This is a genomic window from Pantoea sp. LMR881 (assembly GCF_027157825.1).
Taxonomy (GTDB): domain Bacteria; phylum Pseudomonadota; class Gammaproteobacteria; order Enterobacterales; family Enterobacteriaceae; genus Pantoea; species Pantoea haifensis.
The window spans coordinates 1,115,280-1,134,349 of the sequence record NZ_JAPVOK010000002.1 but is presented as its reverse complement, the minus strand read 5'-3'; the positions used below and the strand labels follow the sequence as shown (position 1 = coordinate 1,134,349).

The 19,070-nt window shown below is 53.5% G+C and carries 6 protein-coding genes and 7 pseudogenes; 10 read left to right on the top strand and 3 right to left on the bottom strand.

Going from position 1 to position 19,070, the window contains the following annotated elements; all coding sequences use genetic code 11:
- Positions 1-36 precede the first annotated feature (36 nt).
- Complete coding sequence (locus O3W44_RS07145; protein WP_269292517.1) at positions 37-2,472, top strand: DUF3772 domain-containing protein; 2,436 nt, start codon at positions 37-39, stop codon at positions 2,470-2,472.
- A 117-nt stretch (positions 2,473-2,589) separates the two neighbouring features.
- Here O3W44_RS07145 and chiP read toward each other — a convergent pair.
- A pseudogene (gene chiP / locus O3W44_RS07140) lies at positions 2,590-3,986 on the bottom strand (chitoporin ChiP).
- A 328-nt stretch (positions 3,987-4,314) separates the two neighbouring features.
- Positions 4,315-6,016, bottom strand: a pseudogene (gene dld / locus O3W44_RS07135) (D-lactate dehydrogenase).
- A 154-nt stretch (positions 6,017-6,170) separates the two neighbouring features.
- On the opposite strand from dld, the gene bglX reads away from it, so the two are divergent.
- The 5 genes and pseudogenes from bglX to idi all read left to right on the top strand — a co-directional run bounded on the left by bglX (position 6,171) and on the right by idi (position 13,542).
- Positions 6,171-8,468 carry a beta-glucosidase BglX gene (gene bglX, locus O3W44_RS07130; RefSeq protein WP_269292516.1) on the top strand — a complete coding sequence of 766 codons (2,298 nt, stop codon included), beginning with the start codon at positions 6,171-6,173 and terminating at the stop codon, positions 8,466-8,468.
- A gap of 83 nt (positions 8,469-8,551) precedes the next feature.
- Positions 8,552-9,421, top strand: a complete 870-nt coding sequence (locus tag O3W44_RS07125; protein WP_269292515.1) for an oxygenase MpaB family protein — start codon at positions 8,552-8,554, stop codon at positions 9,419-9,421.
- Positions 9,422-9,674: 253 nt separating this feature from the next.
- Positions 9,675-10,785: pseudogene (locus tag O3W44_RS07120) on the top strand (suppressor of fused domain protein).
- Between the two features lie 181 nt (positions 10,786-10,966).
- Positions 10,967-12,861, top strand: a pseudogene (locus O3W44_RS07115) (methyl-accepting chemotaxis protein).
- Positions 12,862-13,008: 147 nt separating this feature from the next.
- Positions 13,009-13,542: an isopentenyl-diphosphate Delta-isomerase gene (idi, locus tag O3W44_RS07110; protein ID WP_269292514.1), complete on the top strand. Its 534-nt coding sequence runs from the start codon at positions 13,009-13,011 to the stop codon at positions 13,540-13,542.
- A gap of 33 nt (positions 13,543-13,575) precedes the next feature.
- Here idi and O3W44_RS07105 read toward each other — a convergent pair whose 3' ends face one another.
- A complete protein-coding gene (locus O3W44_RS07105) occupies positions 13,576-15,045 on the bottom strand; it encodes an MFS transporter (RefSeq protein WP_269292513.1) in 1,470 nt (489 codons plus the stop codon).
- 202 nt (positions 15,046-15,247) lie between these two features.
- Between O3W44_RS07105 and osmF the strand changes: the two are divergent.
- The 4 genes and pseudogenes from osmF (at position 15,248) to O3W44_RS07085 (ending at position 18,992) form a co-directional block, all read left to right on the top strand.
- A pseudogene (osmF, locus tag O3W44_RS07100) lies at positions 15,248-16,158 on the top strand (glycine betaine ABC transporter substrate-binding protein OsmF).
- Positions 16,159-16,160: 2 nt separating this feature from the next.
- Positions 16,161-17,326, top strand: a pseudogene (locus O3W44_RS07095) (ABC transporter permease); the annotation flags it as partial.
- Positions 17,327-18,274 carry an ABC transporter ATP-binding protein gene (locus tag O3W44_RS07090; RefSeq protein WP_269294386.1) on the top strand — a complete coding sequence of 316 codons (948 nt, stop codon included), beginning with the start codon at positions 17,327-17,329 and terminating at the stop codon, positions 18,272-18,274.
- Positions 18,262-18,992, top strand: a pseudogene (locus O3W44_RS07085) (ABC transporter permease). Before O3W44_RS07090 ends, O3W44_RS07085 begins: the two are co-directional and overlap by 13 nt.
- The last annotated feature ends 78 nt before the right edge of the window (positions 18,993-19,070 follow it).

Below are 19,070 nucleotides of genomic sequence, written 5' to 3'. Positions count from 1 at the left end.
ACGTTCGCCTGATTATTGTGCTGGAATCCCACTCTTATGTTTAAGTTAAAATCCCTTTTTACATTGTTATTCGTGGCGCTGATGGTGTTGGCTCCCACGTTCAGCCAGGCAGCAGATGAAAAGGCTGATGCCGCTCAGGAAGAAGCATCGCAGCCAAAGCTCAATGCAGCAGTTGAACTGCCGAAAATGCAGAAAATCCTCGACAAGCTCAAAGGGCAGGTGTCGGGCGATGCAAATGAAAGCAAACTCAATCAGCTCAATGATATGGCGCTGGAGCTGTCGGGAAATGCCGATACGCTGGGTCAGGCGCTGCTGCCCGATCGGCAACAGCTTGAGGCGCAGCTTGCGGTGCTCGGGCCCGCACCCAAGCCAGACAGCGGCGTGAAAGAGACCGCAGAAGTGACGCGCAAGCGTAACGCGCTCGAAAGCCAGAAAAGCAAAATGGACGATCAAATTAAGCAGGCCGAGGGCATTAAAAACAGTGCGCTGATGCTCTCGTCGCAAATCGTCAATTTACGTCGCGATCAGCTAAAAAACCAACTGGCACTTAATTCCGGCAGTATTTTAGGCACCCGGTTTTGGGCACCCCTGTTCAGTCGCCAGGATCTTGATGGTGAAAAGATCAGTGATTTCCGCGACGAACTGCAAAACACGGCTGCGCTGTCGTGGGAGGCGGGCTGGCGCGTGGGCACCGTTGCCTGGCTAATCGCCGCACTGCTGGTGATGACGTTAGGGCGTCGTTACAGCGAAGAGTTTCTTGCCTGGGTTAGCATTCACAAACTGCCCGAAGGGCGCCTGCGCCGCAGCTTCCTGGCGGCGGCGATCGCCCTGACAACGCTGGTTGCGGTCGTGCTGGCCTTTAATTTTATCGCGCTGGCTTTTACCCGCCGCGATGAAGTCTCAAGCGATGTGCAGGGTTTCGTTGATCGGCTGGTCGAGCTCAGCGTGTTTTGTGGTCTGATTGCCGGTTTAGGCCGTGCCTTTTTATCAACGCGGCGTCCCAGCTGGCGGTTACCACTCCTTTCCAACGACGTGGCGACGGCGCTGAAGCCGTTTCCGCCGATTACCGCCTTGCTGGTGTTTATCTTCCAGACGGCGGAAGCCTACAATTACAGCGTTGGCACCAGCCTTAGTACCACTATCTTTGCCAATGGCCTGACCGCGTTGCTGATTGGCAGCACCGCACTGGCAATCAGCATGCGCACTAATCGCGTACGTCGCCGCATGGCGCTGGCAGGCACACCGCCGGAGGCGCGCTCTACCCTGGTTGGCCTGATCCAAATGGCGCTTACGCTGACAGCGGTTGCGATTCTGCTGTCACTGGTGATTGGTTACGTCGCAATGGCGCGCTTCATGAGTTATGAAGTGATTTGGTGCGGCATCCTGTTTGGCTCGTTCTATTTCCTCAGCCATCTGGTTAATGACGGATGTGAAAGCCTGTTTTCAACCAGCAACTCCTCAGGCAAGCGTATCCAGAACTCGCTGAATATTGATGAGCGATATCTGCAACAGGCTGCCACGCTGTTAGCGGCGATCGGTAAAACACTATTGATCCTGTTCGTTGCGCTGGCGTTGCTGAATGGCACCTTTGCCTCTTCAACCCCGATTGAACTGGTGCAAAAAGCCATTGAATTCTGGGGCGGTAAAGGGCTGGAATCGCTGAATATCGTACCGGCTCATATGGTTAATGCGCTGGTCTGTCTGTTTGTCGGCATCTATGCGCTGCGTTCGGTGCGTCGCTGGCTGGATAATGATTTCCTGCCAAAAACCACCATGGATGTCGGGATGCGCGTTTCGCTGGTGACGCTGTTCAGTAACATCGGTTATGTGTTGATTATCCTGCTGACGCTCTCGATCATGGGCCTGCAATGGAACAAACTGGCCTGGATCGTCAGCGCCTTGTCGGTGGGTATCGGTTTTGGCCTACAGGAGATTGTGAAAAACTTTATCTCTGGTCTGATTCTACTGACTGAACGACCGGTGAAAGTGGGCGATCTGGTAAGCATCAGCGGTATTGAGGGTGATATTCGCCGCATTAATGTGCGTGCGACCGAAATTCAACTGGGCGATAAATCAACGGTAATTGTACCGAACTCACAGCTTATTTCGCAGAACGTGCGTAACGCGACCATGGGTAATGCACAGGGTGTCGTTACGATTTTGCTGACTTTCCCGCTGGATATCGATCCGGTACGGGTGCGCGAAATTTTGCTGGAGGTTTATAACGAAAACGAACGCATTCTTGAAACGCCAGAACCGTCGGTTTCGTTTAAAGATCTGACACCACAAGGTATTGTGCTAAGCGTCACTGGCAACGTGGCGGGCCAGCGACAAATTTCAGGGGCCAAAAGCGATCTGTTGTTCGATATTCTGACGCGACTGCGCAAAGAGGGCATTATGCTGTCGACGCCGCAGACGATGATTATCGAACGACGCCAGCACGCGGCAGCGGCAGAAGAGCAGATGCCATAATGCAAAAGGCCGATACGCTATCGGCCTTTTATTTTTGCCTGAGCCAAACCTGAGCAAACTGGCTTATTACCCTGGTCACGCGGTGTTTAAATCGGCAAGAAAAAGTCTTTCAGGACATTAAAAAACGGTGAAAGGCGCAATCACCATAAACTTCACATCTTTTTCGTCCTGAAAAATATTGCTGTAACCCCCTTCGTAGCTGGGGATATTGGTATGGTTATCATATTGGGTGTAATGCAGCTTAAACGTGGTCTCTTTTAAACGGCCTTGCTGGATCTGGTAAGCTAAATCCAGACTCCAGGCTGACTCTTTCAGGCGCTGCTGTTGATCCCAGGCTGGATTTGTTGACGGTTTCGCATCCCAGCCCCAGGCGTAAGAAGCCCCGACTTTCCAGCCGGCTAATTGCCATGGGGAGAGATCAAGCATAGCGCCGACAAACACCGCTTTTTCCCCGTTGGCGTTCCAGTCAGATCGCTGATCCCACCAGATATCCAGTCGACCATTACTGCTGGCATATCCGGGTGTCATGCGCTGCAGGAAATAGCCCTGATTACCTTCCGCTTTTACCCAGGTTCCTTCCAGACGTAAATCCACCGGGCCGAGGGTATAGCCCAGCGTTAATGCCTGTAGCCATGCGAGACCATCATAGACATCATTAGGATTACTGGCACCACCACGCTCTTTATCTTGTGCGCCATAAAATTGATAACTGGTCCGCAGATCATTTTCACCTAAAGGGAAAGCCCAGGAGAGTTTGGCAAAATATTGATCCATATAGTGAGCAGCCTGGCCGAATGCACCTTCCAGCACCAAATTGTTTTTGAAGTCATATTTAACGCCGATGGAGTGTAAATAAGGGATGCCTGTTTTGCCATCGGCTTTGCGGAAGTTATACATGTGTTGATACCAGGGGCTTTATAATAATCACTCCACATATAGGAAAATGAAAATTCGCCAGCAGTAGAGAAATCATATTTAGCACCACTTTCTAATCCACGATAGGTACCGGGTAAAAAGCTCCAGTGCGGGGCTAACAGAGTCTGACCGCTGGGCTGCAAATATCCCGCACGCAGCCAGTAATCAGACCATTTTAATTTAACCGCAGCTTTGTAAATACTGGCTCCGCTTTTATCGCCACTCCACTCTTCATCCCAGCGGGTGCGTGCATCACTAAAACCAATCTCATTCGGTGCGGCTGGCCCGCTGTTAGCCAATTCCACTGCGCCAAATACCGCCAGATCGAGACCGATGAAATCAGCCGCATAGCCCGATTGATAATCGAGACTGGTATTCAATGTTGAATGATGAAGATTAGCGCGATACTGGCCGTAATGTTCGGCCGTGGGGGTTAACTCTTTTCGATCGCGTTGGCGTTGCCAGTAATAGAAGGCGCCGGTTAAGGTTGAATCCTCGACGAAACCCGCTGCATAGACGGGAAGGGTGGAAATAAAGCAACCGGCACCACTGACTATCGCTGCTGAAAATATAAAAGGTATTGAAATTTTATTACCCATAAAGAACCATCCTTGAGTAAGAAAAATAAAAGGCATTGTTTATTAAAAAGGTGTTACCTGATTGAAAGTATTTTTTGCGCCGCGAATTATCAATATAAAAAAGCCAGAGCTGTGATCCTGTGCGCAAATTAATGCCGGGTGTTGTTTTGGTAAATAAAGGGTTAATTAACGTGAAACGCTAATTTATAAAATCCGTTTTTCGTTAAATTTATGTTTGTTTAATTCAGTGTTGTGGTTGAAGGAATTACAATGTTAATTTCTTATTTGTTGTTAAGAATAAAAAAGGCTTATTAAGCCTTTTTTATCTATTATTTTCGCACGCTATACGTTATGGCACTCTGACCGCCCAGCCTTTTTGCTTGCTGGTTTTACCAATGCCAGGGTTAAAGCTGTTGGTTGGATCAAGATGGCGATAGAACGCCGCAAGCTGCGGCCTGGCCTGATACAAATGCCCCACGTTATGCTCTGCGGGATATTCTGCACCGCGCGCCTGAAGAATTTCTAACATCTTCTCTTTTAACGCATGCGCATCGACGCCTTTCTTAACGATGTAGTCCTGATGAAAAACGTGACAAAAGAAGTGACCGTAATAGAGGCTGTGACTGAGCGATTGCGTAATGTCTGGCGGTAGCGTTTCAAACCAGTCGCGATCGTTGCGTCGCAGCGCAATATCCAGCGCCAGAATATCTTCGACATCGTCAGCATGTACCGCATGATAACGAACCGCCGCGCCTGCCGCTGCATAGCGATGAAGAAACGCATGTGTACCTTCTTTGCCTTCACACTCAAAAATTCACCGCCTCCTTCGCGGAAATAATCTTTCAGATAGTTGCGCGCTTCAGCGACACCGTCGCCAGACATCTTTAACATTAAGTGATGAGCATACTTATCGCGATACTGCGTCATTCGCTTGGGCAGGTGAGGGGAAACAGACGGGTCAAACGTTGCAGCATACGATCGGTGAAGTGGGGTTTGATAAAAGAGAGTTTTGCCAGCCAGGCATCTACGCGACCTTTCAGGGAGAAAAACAGCGGCATTTTGTCGGTGCCCAGTTTGTCGATCATCAGAAAGGTATCTTTGCCATAAACTTCAGCAATATCGTAAATATCACGGTGCATATATTCGCCCGCGACAGGCAAATTTTTGAAATGCGCCAGCATATGACGACGAATGTCGCTCAGCACGGCCACATCGTTAGTCCCAATATAAAAAACCTGCTGCTGCGGTTCAGTGGGAAAGGTGTCGAGTCGCACGGCAAATACGGCAAGCTTGCCCGCACAGCCGGAAGCTTCAAACAGGCGGCGCGCATCGGCGTTAAAACGCGCTGGTGTGTCGGCATCTACATCTCGCACCCGCTCAGCATACTCATGATCTGACGCATGGCGCCCGTCGTGCTGCACATCCTGCGGCTGCCAGCGATCGTCATCCAGCCGGCCTAATATCTCTTCCGGCGATGTGCCGAGATCGATGCCCAGATGGTTAACCAGCTTTAACTTACCTTGCGCATCGATTTGTGCAAACAGCGCCATTTCGCTGTAAGCCGGACCGCGTTTGATCAGCGAACCGCCTGAGTTATTACAGATACCGCCCAGTACGGATGCGCCAATACAGGATGAACCAATCACCGAATGCGGCTCACGTCCCAGCGGTTTAAGCACTTTTTCCAGTTGATACAGCGTGCTGCCCGGAAAGGCTAAAATTTGTTTGCCGCCATCAATCAGCTGTAATTTATCCAGCCGTAACGTGCTGATGATCACAAGCGGGCGATCGTAATCGTTACCCTGCGGCGTTGAACCTTCGGTCAGGCCGGTATTGGCAGCCTGCATCAAAATAATGACATCGGCACTGACCAGTGTTTGCAGCACCTGCCACAACTCTGACAGCGTACCGGGAAAGACCACCGCCAGCGCATCACCCTCGCCCGAGCGAAAGCCTTTTCGATAGCGTGCGGTCTGTTCTGCTTCTGTGAGCAGGTGAGAAGCGCCGACTAAACGGCGTAAATCGGAAAGCAGGGCAGAGGTGTTTATCATCATTCATTCCCTTATCTTGTTAATGCGTCATTACTGTAGCACGTCCGCTGCGTGGGACCAGTGTGCCAGCGGTGGCTACCTGCTATCCTCATCTTGTGGCACACTGCCGCCTGTTTAATTGATATTGCGCAGTCACTTAAGAGAACCCGAACTGATGAAATGGATTTACTCTGTTAGTCTCGCTGTTTCCCTCGCCATGCAACCCGCGCTAGCGGAGGAGTTAAGTGGTAACCATCCGATGACTGAGCAGGCGCGCGACGCCTTCGTCAACGATTTGCTTAATAAGATGACGCTGGATGAGAAAATCGGCCAGCTACGTTTGATCAGTGTCGGCCCCGACAATCCTAAAGAAGCCATCCGCGCGATGATTCATAAAAGTCAGGTCGGCGCGATTTTCAATACTGTGACGCGTCAGGATATTCGCGCCATGCAAGATCAGGCGATGCAACTCAGCCGACTGAAAATCCCCCTGTTTTTTGCTTACGACGTCGTGCACGGTCAGCGCACTATTTTTCCGATTCCACTCGGCCTGGCGGCCAGCTGGGATCTGGACGCGGTGCGTGAAGTTGGACGCATTTCCGCCTATGAAGCTGCCGATGATGGGTTAAATATGACCTGGGCCCCGATGGTTGATGTCAGTCGCGAACCGCGCTGGGGGCGCGTATCAGAAGGCTTCGGTGAAGACACGTACCTGACGTCAGAGATGGGCCGCAGCATGGTGCAATCGATGCAGGGCAAAAGCGCCGCCGATCGCTACTCTCTTATGACCAGCGTGAAACACTTCGCCCTGTATGGTGCTGTGGAAGGCGGACGCGATTACAACACGGTTGATATGAGTCCTCAGCGCATGTTTCAGGACTATCTTCCTCCCTATAAAGCGTCACTGGATGCGGGCAGCGGCGGGGTGATGGTGGCACTGAACTCCATCAATGGCGTGCCCGCAACGGCAGACAGTTGGCTACTGAAAGATCTGCTGCGTGGTGAGTGGAAATTCAAAGGCATTACGATTAGCGATCACGGTGCAATCAAAGAGTTGATTAAGCATGGCGTTGCCAGCGATCCACAAGATGCTGTGCGCATTGCCCTCAAGTCGGGCGTTGATATGAGTATGAGCGATGAGTATTACAGCAAATACTTGCCCGGTCTGGTGAAAAGCGGCGCGGTGAGCATGGCGGAAATTAACGATGCGGCGCGTCACGTACTGAACGTCAAATATGACATGGGGCTGTTTAACGATCCGTACAGCCATCTTGGTCCAAAAGAGAGCGATCCGCAGGACACTAACGCAGAAAGCCGCCTGCACCGTGCCGAAGCGCGTGACGTCGCGCGGAAAAGCATGGTGCTGCTGAAAAACCGCCTGGAGACGCTGCCGCTGAGTAAATCGGGGACGATTGCGCTTGTCGGCCCGCTGGCGGACAGCCAACGCGATATCATGGGCAGTTGGTCAGCGGCAGGTGTCGCAAAACAATCCGTTTCGCTGCTACAGGGAATGCGTAACGCGACGGCAGGCAAGGCCACGCTGTTATACGCCAAAGGGGCCAATATTTCCGACAATAAAGGCATTCAGGACTTCCTTAATCTCTATGAGCAAGCGGTATCGGTTGATAAGCGTTCGCCACAACAATTGATTGATGAAGCCGTCGAAAAAGCCAGACAGGCGGATGTGGTGGTCGCAGCAGTCGGCGAAGCGCAGGGAATGGCGCATGAAGCCTCCAGCCGCAGCGAACTGACAATCCCGGCCAGCCAGCAGAAACTGCTCGCCGCGCTGAAAGCCACGGGTAAACCGCTGGTGATTGTGCTAATGAATGGCCGTCCACTGACGCTGGTGAAGGAAGATCAGATGGCCGATGCCATGCTGGAAACCTGGTTTAGTGGCACTGAAGGCGGTAACGCTATCGCTGATGTGCTGTTTGGTGATTACAATCCATCGGGCAAACTGCCGGTCTCTTTCCCGCGTTCAGTTGGACAAATCCCAGTGTATTACAATCATTTGCCTACCGGCCGCCCTTATAATTTTGCGAAGCCCAACAAGTACACATCACACTATTATGACGCGGTTAACGGCCCGCTCTATCCGTTTGGTTATGGTCTGAGTTACAGCACATTTACGCTGTCGCCGGTGAAGATGTCATCGCGCACGATGCCACGTGACGGTACTATTGAAGCGAGCGTAACCGTGACCAACAGCGGCAAACGTGATGGCGCCACGGTGGTGCAACTCTATCTGAACGATCCTGTCGCCACCCTCAGCCGTCCAGTGCAGGAGCTGCGTGGCTTCAGGCGCATCATGCTGAAGGCCGGTGAGTCACAGACCGTCACCTTTAAGATTGATGTCGATGCGTTGAAGTTCTGGAATCAGCAAATGCAGCATATCGCTGAGCCAGGCAAATTTAACGTTATGATCGGGCTGGATTCCGTACGCACTCAGGATGCGCAGTTTGATTATTTATAAGTAACTCTGCGCGATATTCCCCAACGCTCCTCCTGTAGTAAGGAGCGTTGGGGTAAAAGCATTGAGCCGCAGAAGACAACGACATGAACATTCGATACCGCATTCAACAACAAGTTTTTCGTCTGAACGGCCTGGGACTGAATGAGTTTGATATCTCCCAGCCGCCCGGCGATCCCGGCCTGTTTGGGCCAGACAGCGTGATCTGGCGCGTGCACGGCGATTTCACCTCAATGATGTGCGGCGGCATCAGTGCGCTTCTGCTGCAAATGCTGCATCCCGCTGCGCTGGCAGGCGTCTGGGATCATTCCAACTTTCGTCAGGATATGATGGGACGGTTGCGTCGCACCAGCCAGTTCATCGCCGTGACGACGTTCGGCAACCGGCAGGATGCTGAAATACTCATCGAGCGGGTTAAGCGCATTCATCTTAAAGTCAGTGGCGTTGATAACTGCGGTAAACCTTATGCGGCCAGCGATCCGCATCTGCTTACCTGGGTTCACGTTGCTGAAACCAGCCGTTTTCTGGCTGCACATCTGCGTTATAAAAATGCCTCTCTCAGCGCATACGAGCAAGATCGCTATTACGAAGAGGCGGCTGTCATTGCCGAAGCGTTAGGTGCGAAAAATGTCCCTAAAAGCTGCGCTGCGGTGGAGGCCTGGCTGCAGGAGATACGCAGCGAGTTGCGCTTTGATGAGCGCACAGCGGATGTGACGCACCGGCTTATGAACGCCCCTGCACCGAGCTGGCAGGCAAAACCGGTAATGAAAGTGATGCTAAAGGCGGGCATTGGACTCATGCCAGACTGGGCACAGGCGATGTCTGGTCATCGTATTGGCCGCTGGCAGCAAAGATTGCTTGATCGACAGATTGATGTGATTGCCGCTTCATTGCGTTGGTCAATTCAGCGCGGGGCTTATCAGCGCGCTATGTTGCGCATGGGCAGAAATCCCTGACGGCCAAAACGTAACCTTGCTGACAGGTGTAACAGGCGCGTCGTGAACAGATTGTCACGCAACAGGCGTGGCAATCTTACCTTCAAAAAGGGGCACCGGTGGCACGCAGGGTACTTTTCTGTTTGGCTTAATAAGCTTGCTTATCCTCTCCTTTCGACACTTTGAGATTTTTACCCTTGTCACACATGGCGGCAGTCAGGATCCTGCTCTAATCTCGAGGAAAATGAATTCCTCCTGGCTTTGTCGAGGCACTATGACGTACCAACCTCTGATTGCTGAAGTTTACAATCAGCAACGTACCCTGACGGCGATCGTCGAGCAGGATGCGCGCACCGCTTACTTCTATATCTGGCCGACGGATCTGTTTCGCAGCCAGTATGCGGTGCGTGGCTGCTGGCTGCGTAATCTGTTACCCGCGCCAGCACAGGAAGATCGTGAAGCAATGGAGCAGGGCATTGCGCCGCTGCTCAGCGCCGAATATTGCCGCACGCTGGAAGCGGAGCCAGCACTTGATCCGGCGGGACTGCAAGTCCTGTGGGAGCCGGGTGATGATGGCGCGGCGCTGTGGTATTACGGTCAACTTTTTGGCGGTCATTCCCGGCTGGAGCCTGTATCAAAACAAGCAGGTGAGTTTTTCGGCAGGGTGTATCAGGAAAAATCGCCTGACCGCGCCGCTCGGCTCGGCCTCAACCAACGATTACTACGCGCGTGCCGAACAGCAGCGCCAGTTCTGGCGAGAATGGCATGACGGTAGTGAATGGGACAAGGTGCAGAAAGCCCTCATGACCTGTTACCAGGCGCAGTTTGGCGAATCAGTGAAGTATTACGCTATCGATCAGGGCAGCTGGCCGCCCATGGCTATCTCTCAGCACTGGCATAAAGGCGTATGGTATTTTCTGACGCTGGGCATGAGTATTCGCCCTATGCCGCAGGTCGATTATCTGTTTGATGAGCTGGCGCCGCAGTATCGCCGGATTGAGTTAGCCATAGCGGTTGATGGTGAAGTGATGACCGAAGGCAATGCGGTACAGATGGCCAGCGCGTTGGCAGAATTTGTTCATTTGCCCTGGGCGCGCCTGACCTGGCTGGGTGAAGGGCATACGCTGGCATCTGAAGTTGCTCCAGTGGGGTTTGAAAGTTTTCTGCTGTCGAATGAGCTGGCGGGTGATAAGGCGCAATTCAAGCTACCCAAGCGTGACGGCGACAGGCCAACCTTGTTATGGGCGACACCGATAACAGAAGCGGAGCGCAAATTTGCCCAGGCTGACGAGCAGGGCGGCCAGCGGCTCAGAGAATGGCTGACCGCAGAAGGCAATAATCATATTTTCCGTCCACGCCAGCAGGTCGTGGATTCAGACGAGTAATCGTGGCTATGCGCGTTGAGCACATCAGTGCGCATTGTCCTGAGCTACAGGCTCTGCATCTAAATTATGACAGTAATCAACTATTTCCTGATTCTGTGATCTTCACCACCTCAAGTTCCCTTTAAGCAAGCCGTTAATCCCGATCAGGCAATCGCGCCGTACCAGGCTTGAGGGAACAACGATGTTAAAAACAACCCAATCCCGCTTCACTGCAACACTCATCGCATTTTTTATGTTACTGATGGTGATCACCGTGCTGGTGATCAACCAGTTTGTCGCGCCTCAACTCGTGCATAACGAAAATCGCCTGGTGCGTTATCAGGTCGACTCACTGGCAAGCGGTATCGTGGAACAGATGAACCGCGTGCAGGCGCAGCAACGTGCCATTACGGAAGCGGCATCGGTGATGGAGAGCAGCACCATTGATAAACTTCTGCCAACGCTGGTGAACCAGTATCAGGACAGCAACGTCTTTGGCGGCGGTATCTGGCCTCTGCCGAATCGGCGCGATGCAGACAAAGAGAAAAACAGCAGTTTCTTTGCGCGCGATGCCAGTAATCAATTGCAGGAAAATACTTACTGGAACTCAGCCGCGGCCGACAATTACTGGGAGCAGCCGTGGTACAAAGATGGCATGGCGGCGGCTAAAGGGCATTGCGCCTGGGCGAAAGCCTATCAGGATGCCGCAAGCCCGCAACCGCGAACGAACTGCGCGATGGCAATTTATCGCAATGGCGCGGTTTGGGGCGTAGCCACAATTGATGTGACACTCGGCTTTTTCAACCAACTGGCGAAACAAATGGGTGACGCCATTCAGGGCAACGTCCTGATTGTGGAAGCAGACGGCAAAGTTGTTGGTAACGCCGCGCTGGCGAACAGCACGGCAAAACTGCAGAACCTGACTGACCTGCAAATACCGATGGCGGCACCGTTGAAAGCGATGCTGGCAAATGCAGGCGCGCAGCCAACCGAAATGGCTTACGACACCGATGATGGCGAGCAGACGCTCTTGCTTCAGGCCATTCCTGACAGTCCGTGGTATCTCGCCAGCAGCGTACCGACCAGCCTGCTGAATGCGCAGGCGCATAACATGCTGACGCGCCTTGGACTGGTACAGATCCCCTGGCTGTGATTCTGCTGCTGGTGCTGCTCGGCTTTGTGCGAAACATGATGAAGCGTTTGAGCGTGCTGAACAGCAATATCGAGGCGCTGTCGCAGGGCGGTGCAGATTTAACCCAGCGCCTGCCTGCCAGTAACAGCCCGGAATTTAATGCGGTGGCGCAAAGTTTCAACCAGTTCATCAGCTATCTGCAAGGATTAATGCGTCAGGTTGGCGACAGCGCGCTGGCCATTACCGCCGCATCGCGTGAAATTGCCAGCGGCAATGCGAACCTGTCGTCACGTACTGAAGATCAGGCCAGTTCGATTGTTGAAACGGCGGCCTCTATGGAACAACTGACCGGCACGGTGCGCCAAAACGCGGATAACGCCACGCATGCCAACCAGCTGGCTGACGGGGCGTCACAGGTGGCAGCACGCGGCACTGACGTGGTTCGGCAGGTGGTCAGCACCATGGGTGAGATCCATCATTCGTCACGTAAAGTGGTCGATATCATCAGCGTCATCGACAGTATCGCTTTCCAGACCAATATCCTGGCATTAAACGCTGCGGTAGAGGCAGCCCGAGCTGGTGAGCAGGGACGGGGCTTCGCCGTGGTGGCCTCAGAAGTGCGCAGTCTGGCACAGCGTTCAGCGAACTCAGCGCGAGAAATCAAGAAGCTGATTGAAGAATCCGTGGCAAACATTGATGCCGGCAGTCAACTGGTTGAGCAGGCCGGCACCACTATGGATGAATTGATGCAGGGTGTCAGCAGCGTCACCACATTAATGAGTGAAATCATGTCCGCCAGCCGTGAACAGAGCATGGGCATTGAGCAGGTTAACATTGCTATCACTCAGCTTGATGGAACGACGCAGCAGAACGCGGTACTGGTTGAGCAGGTTTCTGCCGCCGCACAGGCGATGGAAGCGCAAAGCGTGCAGCTTGAGCAGGTAGTACAAAGCTTTAAACTGTAATTTTTCGCAGGCCAGCTATGCTGGCCTGATTTTTTCCTGCCCTTCATACCTTGTCTGGCGCGGCCTGGGGTTTGGGAATACGTTTTTTTACACTCAAAGATCTGATTCCTGTGCCAAAATAGTGAGGAATTAACGCAAGGAACCGACATGTCTGCTATTGAAGTTATTCTCGTCGACCATCTGGATCGTCCCACCGGCAAAATGGAAAAGCTGGAAGTACATGAGAAGGGATTACTGCATCGTGCGGTGACGGTCTACATCTTCAATTCGCGGCAAGAGCTGCTATTGCAACGTCGTGCCAGCGACAAATACCACTGTGGTGGTTTATGGAGCAACACCTGTTGCGGCCATCCTTATCCGCATGAGTCGACACAGGATGCGGCTGAACGTCGTCTGCGTGAAGAGATGGGTATGAATGTCTCGCTCACGCCAGTGTTTGAACTGAGTTATAACCTGCCACTCAGCAATGGCCTGACTGAACATGAGTATGGTCACGTCTTTTTTGCGGTATGTGACGACTTACCCACTCTTAATCCGCAGGAAGCGGATGCGTTCGACTATCGTCCGATAGCGGAGATACAGCAGCAGATGTCACAACATCCGCAGCAGTTTACGCCGTGGTTTATCCATACTTTTCCGCGCATTCCTGCTCATTTTGACGCATTTAGCTTCCCGGTGTAATGTAAAACCGCACCTCATCAGGTGCGGTCTGATTCACTGATTAAAATCCTCAGCGTCAACATCATAGCCCGACGGCTCCCAGCGTATCGCCAGCAGCGCCAGCAAACCTGCCAGCGGCGCAAGGAATATCACCCAAAATACGCCCGTCCCCAGAGCCGCGACCAATACCGGAAACAGAAACAGCGATACGGTTGAACTGCCACGCATTAAGGTCTGATTGAAGCCAACGCCAACGCCGCGCAGCGAAGTTGGATAGCTTAGTGAGGCGAAAGTCATGGTGTGCGAGCCGGGGCCAAATCCCTGGCCGAACAGGAACAGCGCCAGCATACCGATAGCCAGCAATGCTTCCTGTCCACCTTCCGGGCGACCGATCAGCGCCAGACCCAGCAGCGCCACACACTGACAGGCATAGCCCGCCACCGACATCTTCCACGCGCCGAGTGTCGGCACCAGACGTACGGCAAGTATGCCGCCGACAAAGGCAAACAGCAGGTTCAGCGCCAGCGAGACCAAAATGGTGGTCAGCATCGACTGGGCAAAAAAGCTGGAGATGATCACCGGTAAACCAAACGCGACAGCATTATAAGCAAATGATGAAGCGATCGAGGTAATCGTAGCCAGCAACGTCCGGCGCAGATAGACACCCTTCAACAGGGCACCATAGTTACGCCAGCGGGCGCGACGGGCCGGTTTAGCCGGTGTCAGCGAGGCATCTTTTGCGACCTGGGCATTGATATTCCATGAACGGCGTAAAATATTCGCCGCCCCTTGCAAATCGCCCTGATTCGCCGCCCACACCGGCGATTCGCTCATATAGCGGCTGCGAATCGCAATGATCAAAATAGCAGGCACGGCGCCAAAGCCTAAAATCAGGCGCCACAGCCAGTCAGAATGGCTCTCCGGCAACACCGCATACAGCAGAAGCACCAGAAGATAGGAGATGCTGATCGCCGCATACCAGGTCGGACACCACATCGCTACGCTGGCAGCCTTGTTACCTTTACCGCGTAGTCTGGAAAACTCCGCTAAAAATGCCATCGCCACCGGCAAGTCAATACCAACGCCAAGTCCCATCACAAAGCGTGCGCCGCCCAGCACGTACTCATTCGGTGCAAAAGCACAGGCCAGCGCCGCGACAACAAAGAAGAACATGTCGGCCATGAAGACCCGATAGCGACCAATTTTATCGGTGAGATAGCCGCCGATAAGCGCACCGACAATAGCCCCAAAGGTAATAGCCGATGCCACCATGCCGGTGCCAGTGGGTGTTAAGTTGAATTCACGCGCAACGTCTTTGATACCAAACGCCAGCGCACCCAGATCGTATGCATCAAGAAAGACGCCGCCGAGCGCAATCGCCACGACAATGCGGGCGTTATTACGTGCGCTGTTGCCGTTGTTAATCAGACTGGAGACATCTGATGCGCTGCGGATCCATTGCGTTTCGCCCGTGGGCGTACTCCCTGCCGTTGCCACATGGGCTGAAGAAGTTAAGTCGGACATGATGTTGTCTGTTTTTTATAAAAATAGAAATTGAGAATAATCCGCGGACGTCTGGACGTAAATTCCATTAGGTTATAACTCAGATCACAATGGTATTAATCTGTTAACTGAATCAATTATTGCTGGTCGCGCAACCGCAACGCCAGGCTACGCTTTTAGAACATACCGCTAAAAACGTAGTGCTGAAAACAAGGAATGCGTCATGACGAAATTTCAGGGGTGGATCGGAATAAGCGCGCTGTTGCTCAGCCTGAGTACAGCGCACGCTGCCGATCCGGTGCGGGTAGGTTCAAAAATTGATACCGAAGGCTCGCTGCTTGGCAATGTGATTTTACAGGTGCTGCAAAAGCATGGCGTGAAAACCGTCAACAAAATTCAGTTAGGCAATACCCAGGTGGTGCGCGGGGCCATTACCGCCGGTGAGCTGGATATCTATCCGGAATATACCGGTAACGGCGCTTTTTTCTTCAATGATGAAAAAGACAGCTTGTGGAAAAATGCGCAGCAGGGATATGACAAAGTTAAAAAGCTTGATGCGGAGAAAAATAATCTGATCTGGTTGACGCCTGCGCCTGCGAACAACACCTGGACTATCGCGGTACGCAAAGACCTGGCGGATAAAAATCATTTACAGTCACTGGATGATCTCAGTGCTTATCTGAAAAAAGGCGGCACCTTGAAACTGGCCGCCTCGGCTGAGTTTATTGAGCGCAGTGATGCGTTGCCTGCGTTTGAAAAAGCTTACGGCTTCGATCTCAGCCAGGATCAGCTGTTGTCGCTGGCGGGGGAGATACTGCGGTGACGATCAGTGCAGCGGCACAGCAAACCTCTGGCGTAAATGCAGCGATGGCTTACGGCACTGACGGGCCGGTGGCGGCGCTGGGGTTACAGACGCTGAGCGATCCGAAAGGCGTACAGCCAATTTATGCGCCTGCGCCGGTGATCCGCGCGTCGGTGCTTAAGGCTTATCCCGACATTGCTGACTGGCTGAAACCGGTCTTCAGCGCCCTTGATACAAAAACACTGCAACAGCTTAACGCGAAAATTGCGGTAGAAGGGCAGGATGCCAGCAGCGTGGCAACGCAGTGGCTGCAACAGAAAAAGTTACTGTAGCGATGCTGATATCGCGGGATGCGATGATTCACCCCCGTGGCTCGCCAGTGGCGCTGCTGTTGGTCACGCTGCTGGTTATCACGCTGGTCAGCCTGCCGTTTCTCAGCCACGCCGCGAATCGTTTAGTGGGTGGTCAACCGTTAATGCTGTGGCAAGTGAGTAAGGCTATGGCGCTGCTCCTGCCGCTGGCGCTGCTGGTTATCACGTCGTGGCCAAAACCGACTCGCGGCACGCTGCTGATCTCCCTGTTGGCCAGTGAGTTACTGCTGGCCGGGATGATTGGCTTAAGCGGCAATCAGGCCTCCCTGCTGGCAAGCCAGGGCAGCCCGCTGGCGCGCACCAGTTTTGCCAGTGGCATGTGGTGTGCGAGCGGGATCACGCTGCTGTTAATCACTGACACTATCCGTCAGTTGACGCGCCATAAGCTCTGGCAACTGCTGCTTAACCTGCAAGTATGGATTATCCCGTTACTGCTGCTGTTTGGCGGTATGCTTGATCAGCTCTCTTTGCTCAAAGAGTACGACAATCGTCAGTCGGTGTTTGACGCCGCCCTCTCGCGCCATCTGGCCCTGCTTGGTGGAACCTTGCTGCCTGCGCTGATTATTGCGCTGCCGCTGGGCATTGCACTGTATCGCCGTAGCCACTGGCAAAGCGCCGTTTTCAGCGTGCTGAACGTGATCCAGACGGTGCCATCGGTGGCGCTGTTTGGGTTGTTGATAGCGCCGCTGGCGGGGCTGGCAAAACATTATCCCTGGCTTGGCGACTGGGGAGTAAGCGGCATTGGAATGGCGCCTGCACTCATTGCGTTAGTGCTCTATGCCTTGCTGCCGCTGGTGCGCAGCGTGGTAGTGGGACTGCAACAGGTACCGCAGGATGTACGCGAAACGGCGCGCGGCATGGGAATGGGAACGTTACAGCAACTCATTGCGGTTGATGTACCGTTAGCTCTGCCCGTGTGGCTGGCAGGACTGCGCGTGGTGGTGGTGCAAACGCTGGGCATGGCCGTCGTCGCGGCACTGATTGGCGCGGGGGATTTGGTGCGATTATTTTTCAGGGGCTGCTGAGTAGCGCACTTGATCTGGTGCTGCTTGGCGTCATTCCGGTGATTGCGCTGGCGGTCATCATTGATGCGCTGTTTCGGCTGCTTATCTCTCTGCTGGAGAAAAAAATGATTCAGTTTGATGGCGTGAGCAAATATTTTGCCGGTAAAGCGGCGGTAAAAAATTTATCGCTGAAGATCGATCAGGGCGAGTTCAGTGTTCTGCTCGGCACGTCGGGATCGGGGAAATCAACCACGCTTAAGATGATTAACCGGCTGGTGGAAGCGGATGAAGGCGAGATTCGCTTTGCCGGTGAGGCGATTCGTCAGCTTAATGCCAGGGCGCTGCGCCGCCGCATGGGCTATGCCATTCAGTCTATCGGCCTGTTTCCGCACTGGACCGTAGAAAAAAATATTGCCACGGTGCCCGCGCTGTTGGGCTGGCAGAAAAATCGGGTACGCGAGCGGATTGAGGAACTGCTTACGCTGCTCAATCTGGACGAGCAATTGCTGCAGCGTTATCCGCATCAGCTTTCGGGCGGACAACAGCAGCGCGTCGGCGTGGCACGGGCGCTGGCAGCCGATCCGGACGTTTTATTGATGGATGAACCTTTTGGTGCCCTCGATCCGGTGACACGCGGCGCGCTGCAGCAGGAGATGTTGCGCATTCATCGCCTGTCGGGACGCACTATCGTGCTGGTTACCCACGACATTGATGAGGCGCTGACGCTGGCAGATAACATCGTGTTGATGGATGACGGTGAAATTGTGCAACAGGGCAAACCGGTTGAACTGTTAACGCAGCCAAAAAATGATTTTGTGCGGGATTTTTTTGGTCGAAGTGAAATGGGGGTCAGGCTACTGGCGTTGGGTCAGGCGGGTAATGCTGCCCGGCGCGGCGAATGGCTGGAAGGAGAACCGATCGCTGCCGGCTTGTCGCTAAGAGAGGCGCTGTCGCAATTTATTACGCGCCGCACCGACAAGTTGCCGGTGGTGGACGATCAGTTAAAACCGCTGGGCGTACTGCATTTTAATGATTTGCTTAACCTGCGTGAGGGTATGCAATGCGCTGGTTAAAGGATCCGCTGCTGTGGCTGGTTGTGCTTTACCTCGCACTGCTTAGTGCGATGCCCTACAGCGGCCCCTTGTTTGCCCACTGGTTTCCTGAACTCGCTCGCCCGCTTTACCAGCAGGATAGCTTCTGGCAGCTCACGCTGGCGCATCTTTTCTGGTGGTAACCGCCAGCGTGCTGGCGGTGGTTATTGGCGTCGGTAGCGGCGTGTTGGTCACGCGTCGGCATGGACGCGCGTTTCGTCCCGTGATTGAGACCCTTGTTGCTGCCGGGCAAACCGTGCCGCCAGTCGCGGTACTAGCCATTGCCGTGCCGGTGATGGGATTTGGCGCCTGGCCTGCCGTGATCGCCCTGTTGCTGTATGGACTCTTGCCCATTTTGCAGGGAACCTTAGCGGGAATTGACAGCGTGCCTGCCAGCAGCCGCGAAATCGCCCAGGGCGTCGGCATGAGTGCCTGGCAGCGTTTATGGCAGGTGGAATTAGCGTTGGCTGCGCCGGTGATCATTGCAGGCGTGCGTACTTCCGTGATCATTAATATTGGCACTGCGGCGATTGCCTCCACCGTCGGGGCAAAAAGCCTGGGATCGCCCGTGATTATCGGTTTGAGCGGCTTTAATACAGCCTATGTGATTCAGGGCGCATTGCTGGTAGCCCTTTTAGCGATTGTCAGCGACCGTCTGTTTGAGCGTCTGCAACGCTGGTTTAGCGTGCGTGCACAATAAGGCTGTAACCGACCAGCATCAAGCCGCCAGTACCGCCAATAGCCATGATGAAAAACAGCGTTGCGAAAAAGATTTTTG

Excerpts from the sequence above, each read along its gene's own strand:
- O3W44_RS07145 (WP_269292517.1), top strand. The coding sequence starts at position 37 with ATGTTTAAGTTAAAATCCCTTTTTACATTGTTATTCGTGGCGCTGATG.
- bglX (WP_269292516.1), top strand. The coding sequence starts at position 6,171 with ATGAAATGGATTTACTCTGTTAGTCTCGCTGTTTCCCTCGCCATGCAA.
- O3W44_RS07105 (WP_269292513.1), bottom strand. The coding sequence starts at position 15,045 with ATGTCCGACTTAACTTCTTCAGCCCATGTGGCAACGGCAGGGAGTACG.
- O3W44_RS07090 (WP_269294386.1), top strand. The coding sequence starts at position 17,327 with ATGATTCAGTTTGATGGCGTGAGCAAATATTTTGCCGGTAAAGCGGCG.
- idi (WP_269292514.1), top strand. The coding sequence starts at position 13,009 with ATGTCTGCTATTGAAGTTATTCTCGTCGACCATCTGGATCGTCCCACC.
- O3W44_RS07125 (WP_269292515.1), top strand. The coding sequence starts at position 8,552 with ATGAACATTCGATACCGCATTCAACAACAAGTTTTTCGTCTGAACGGC.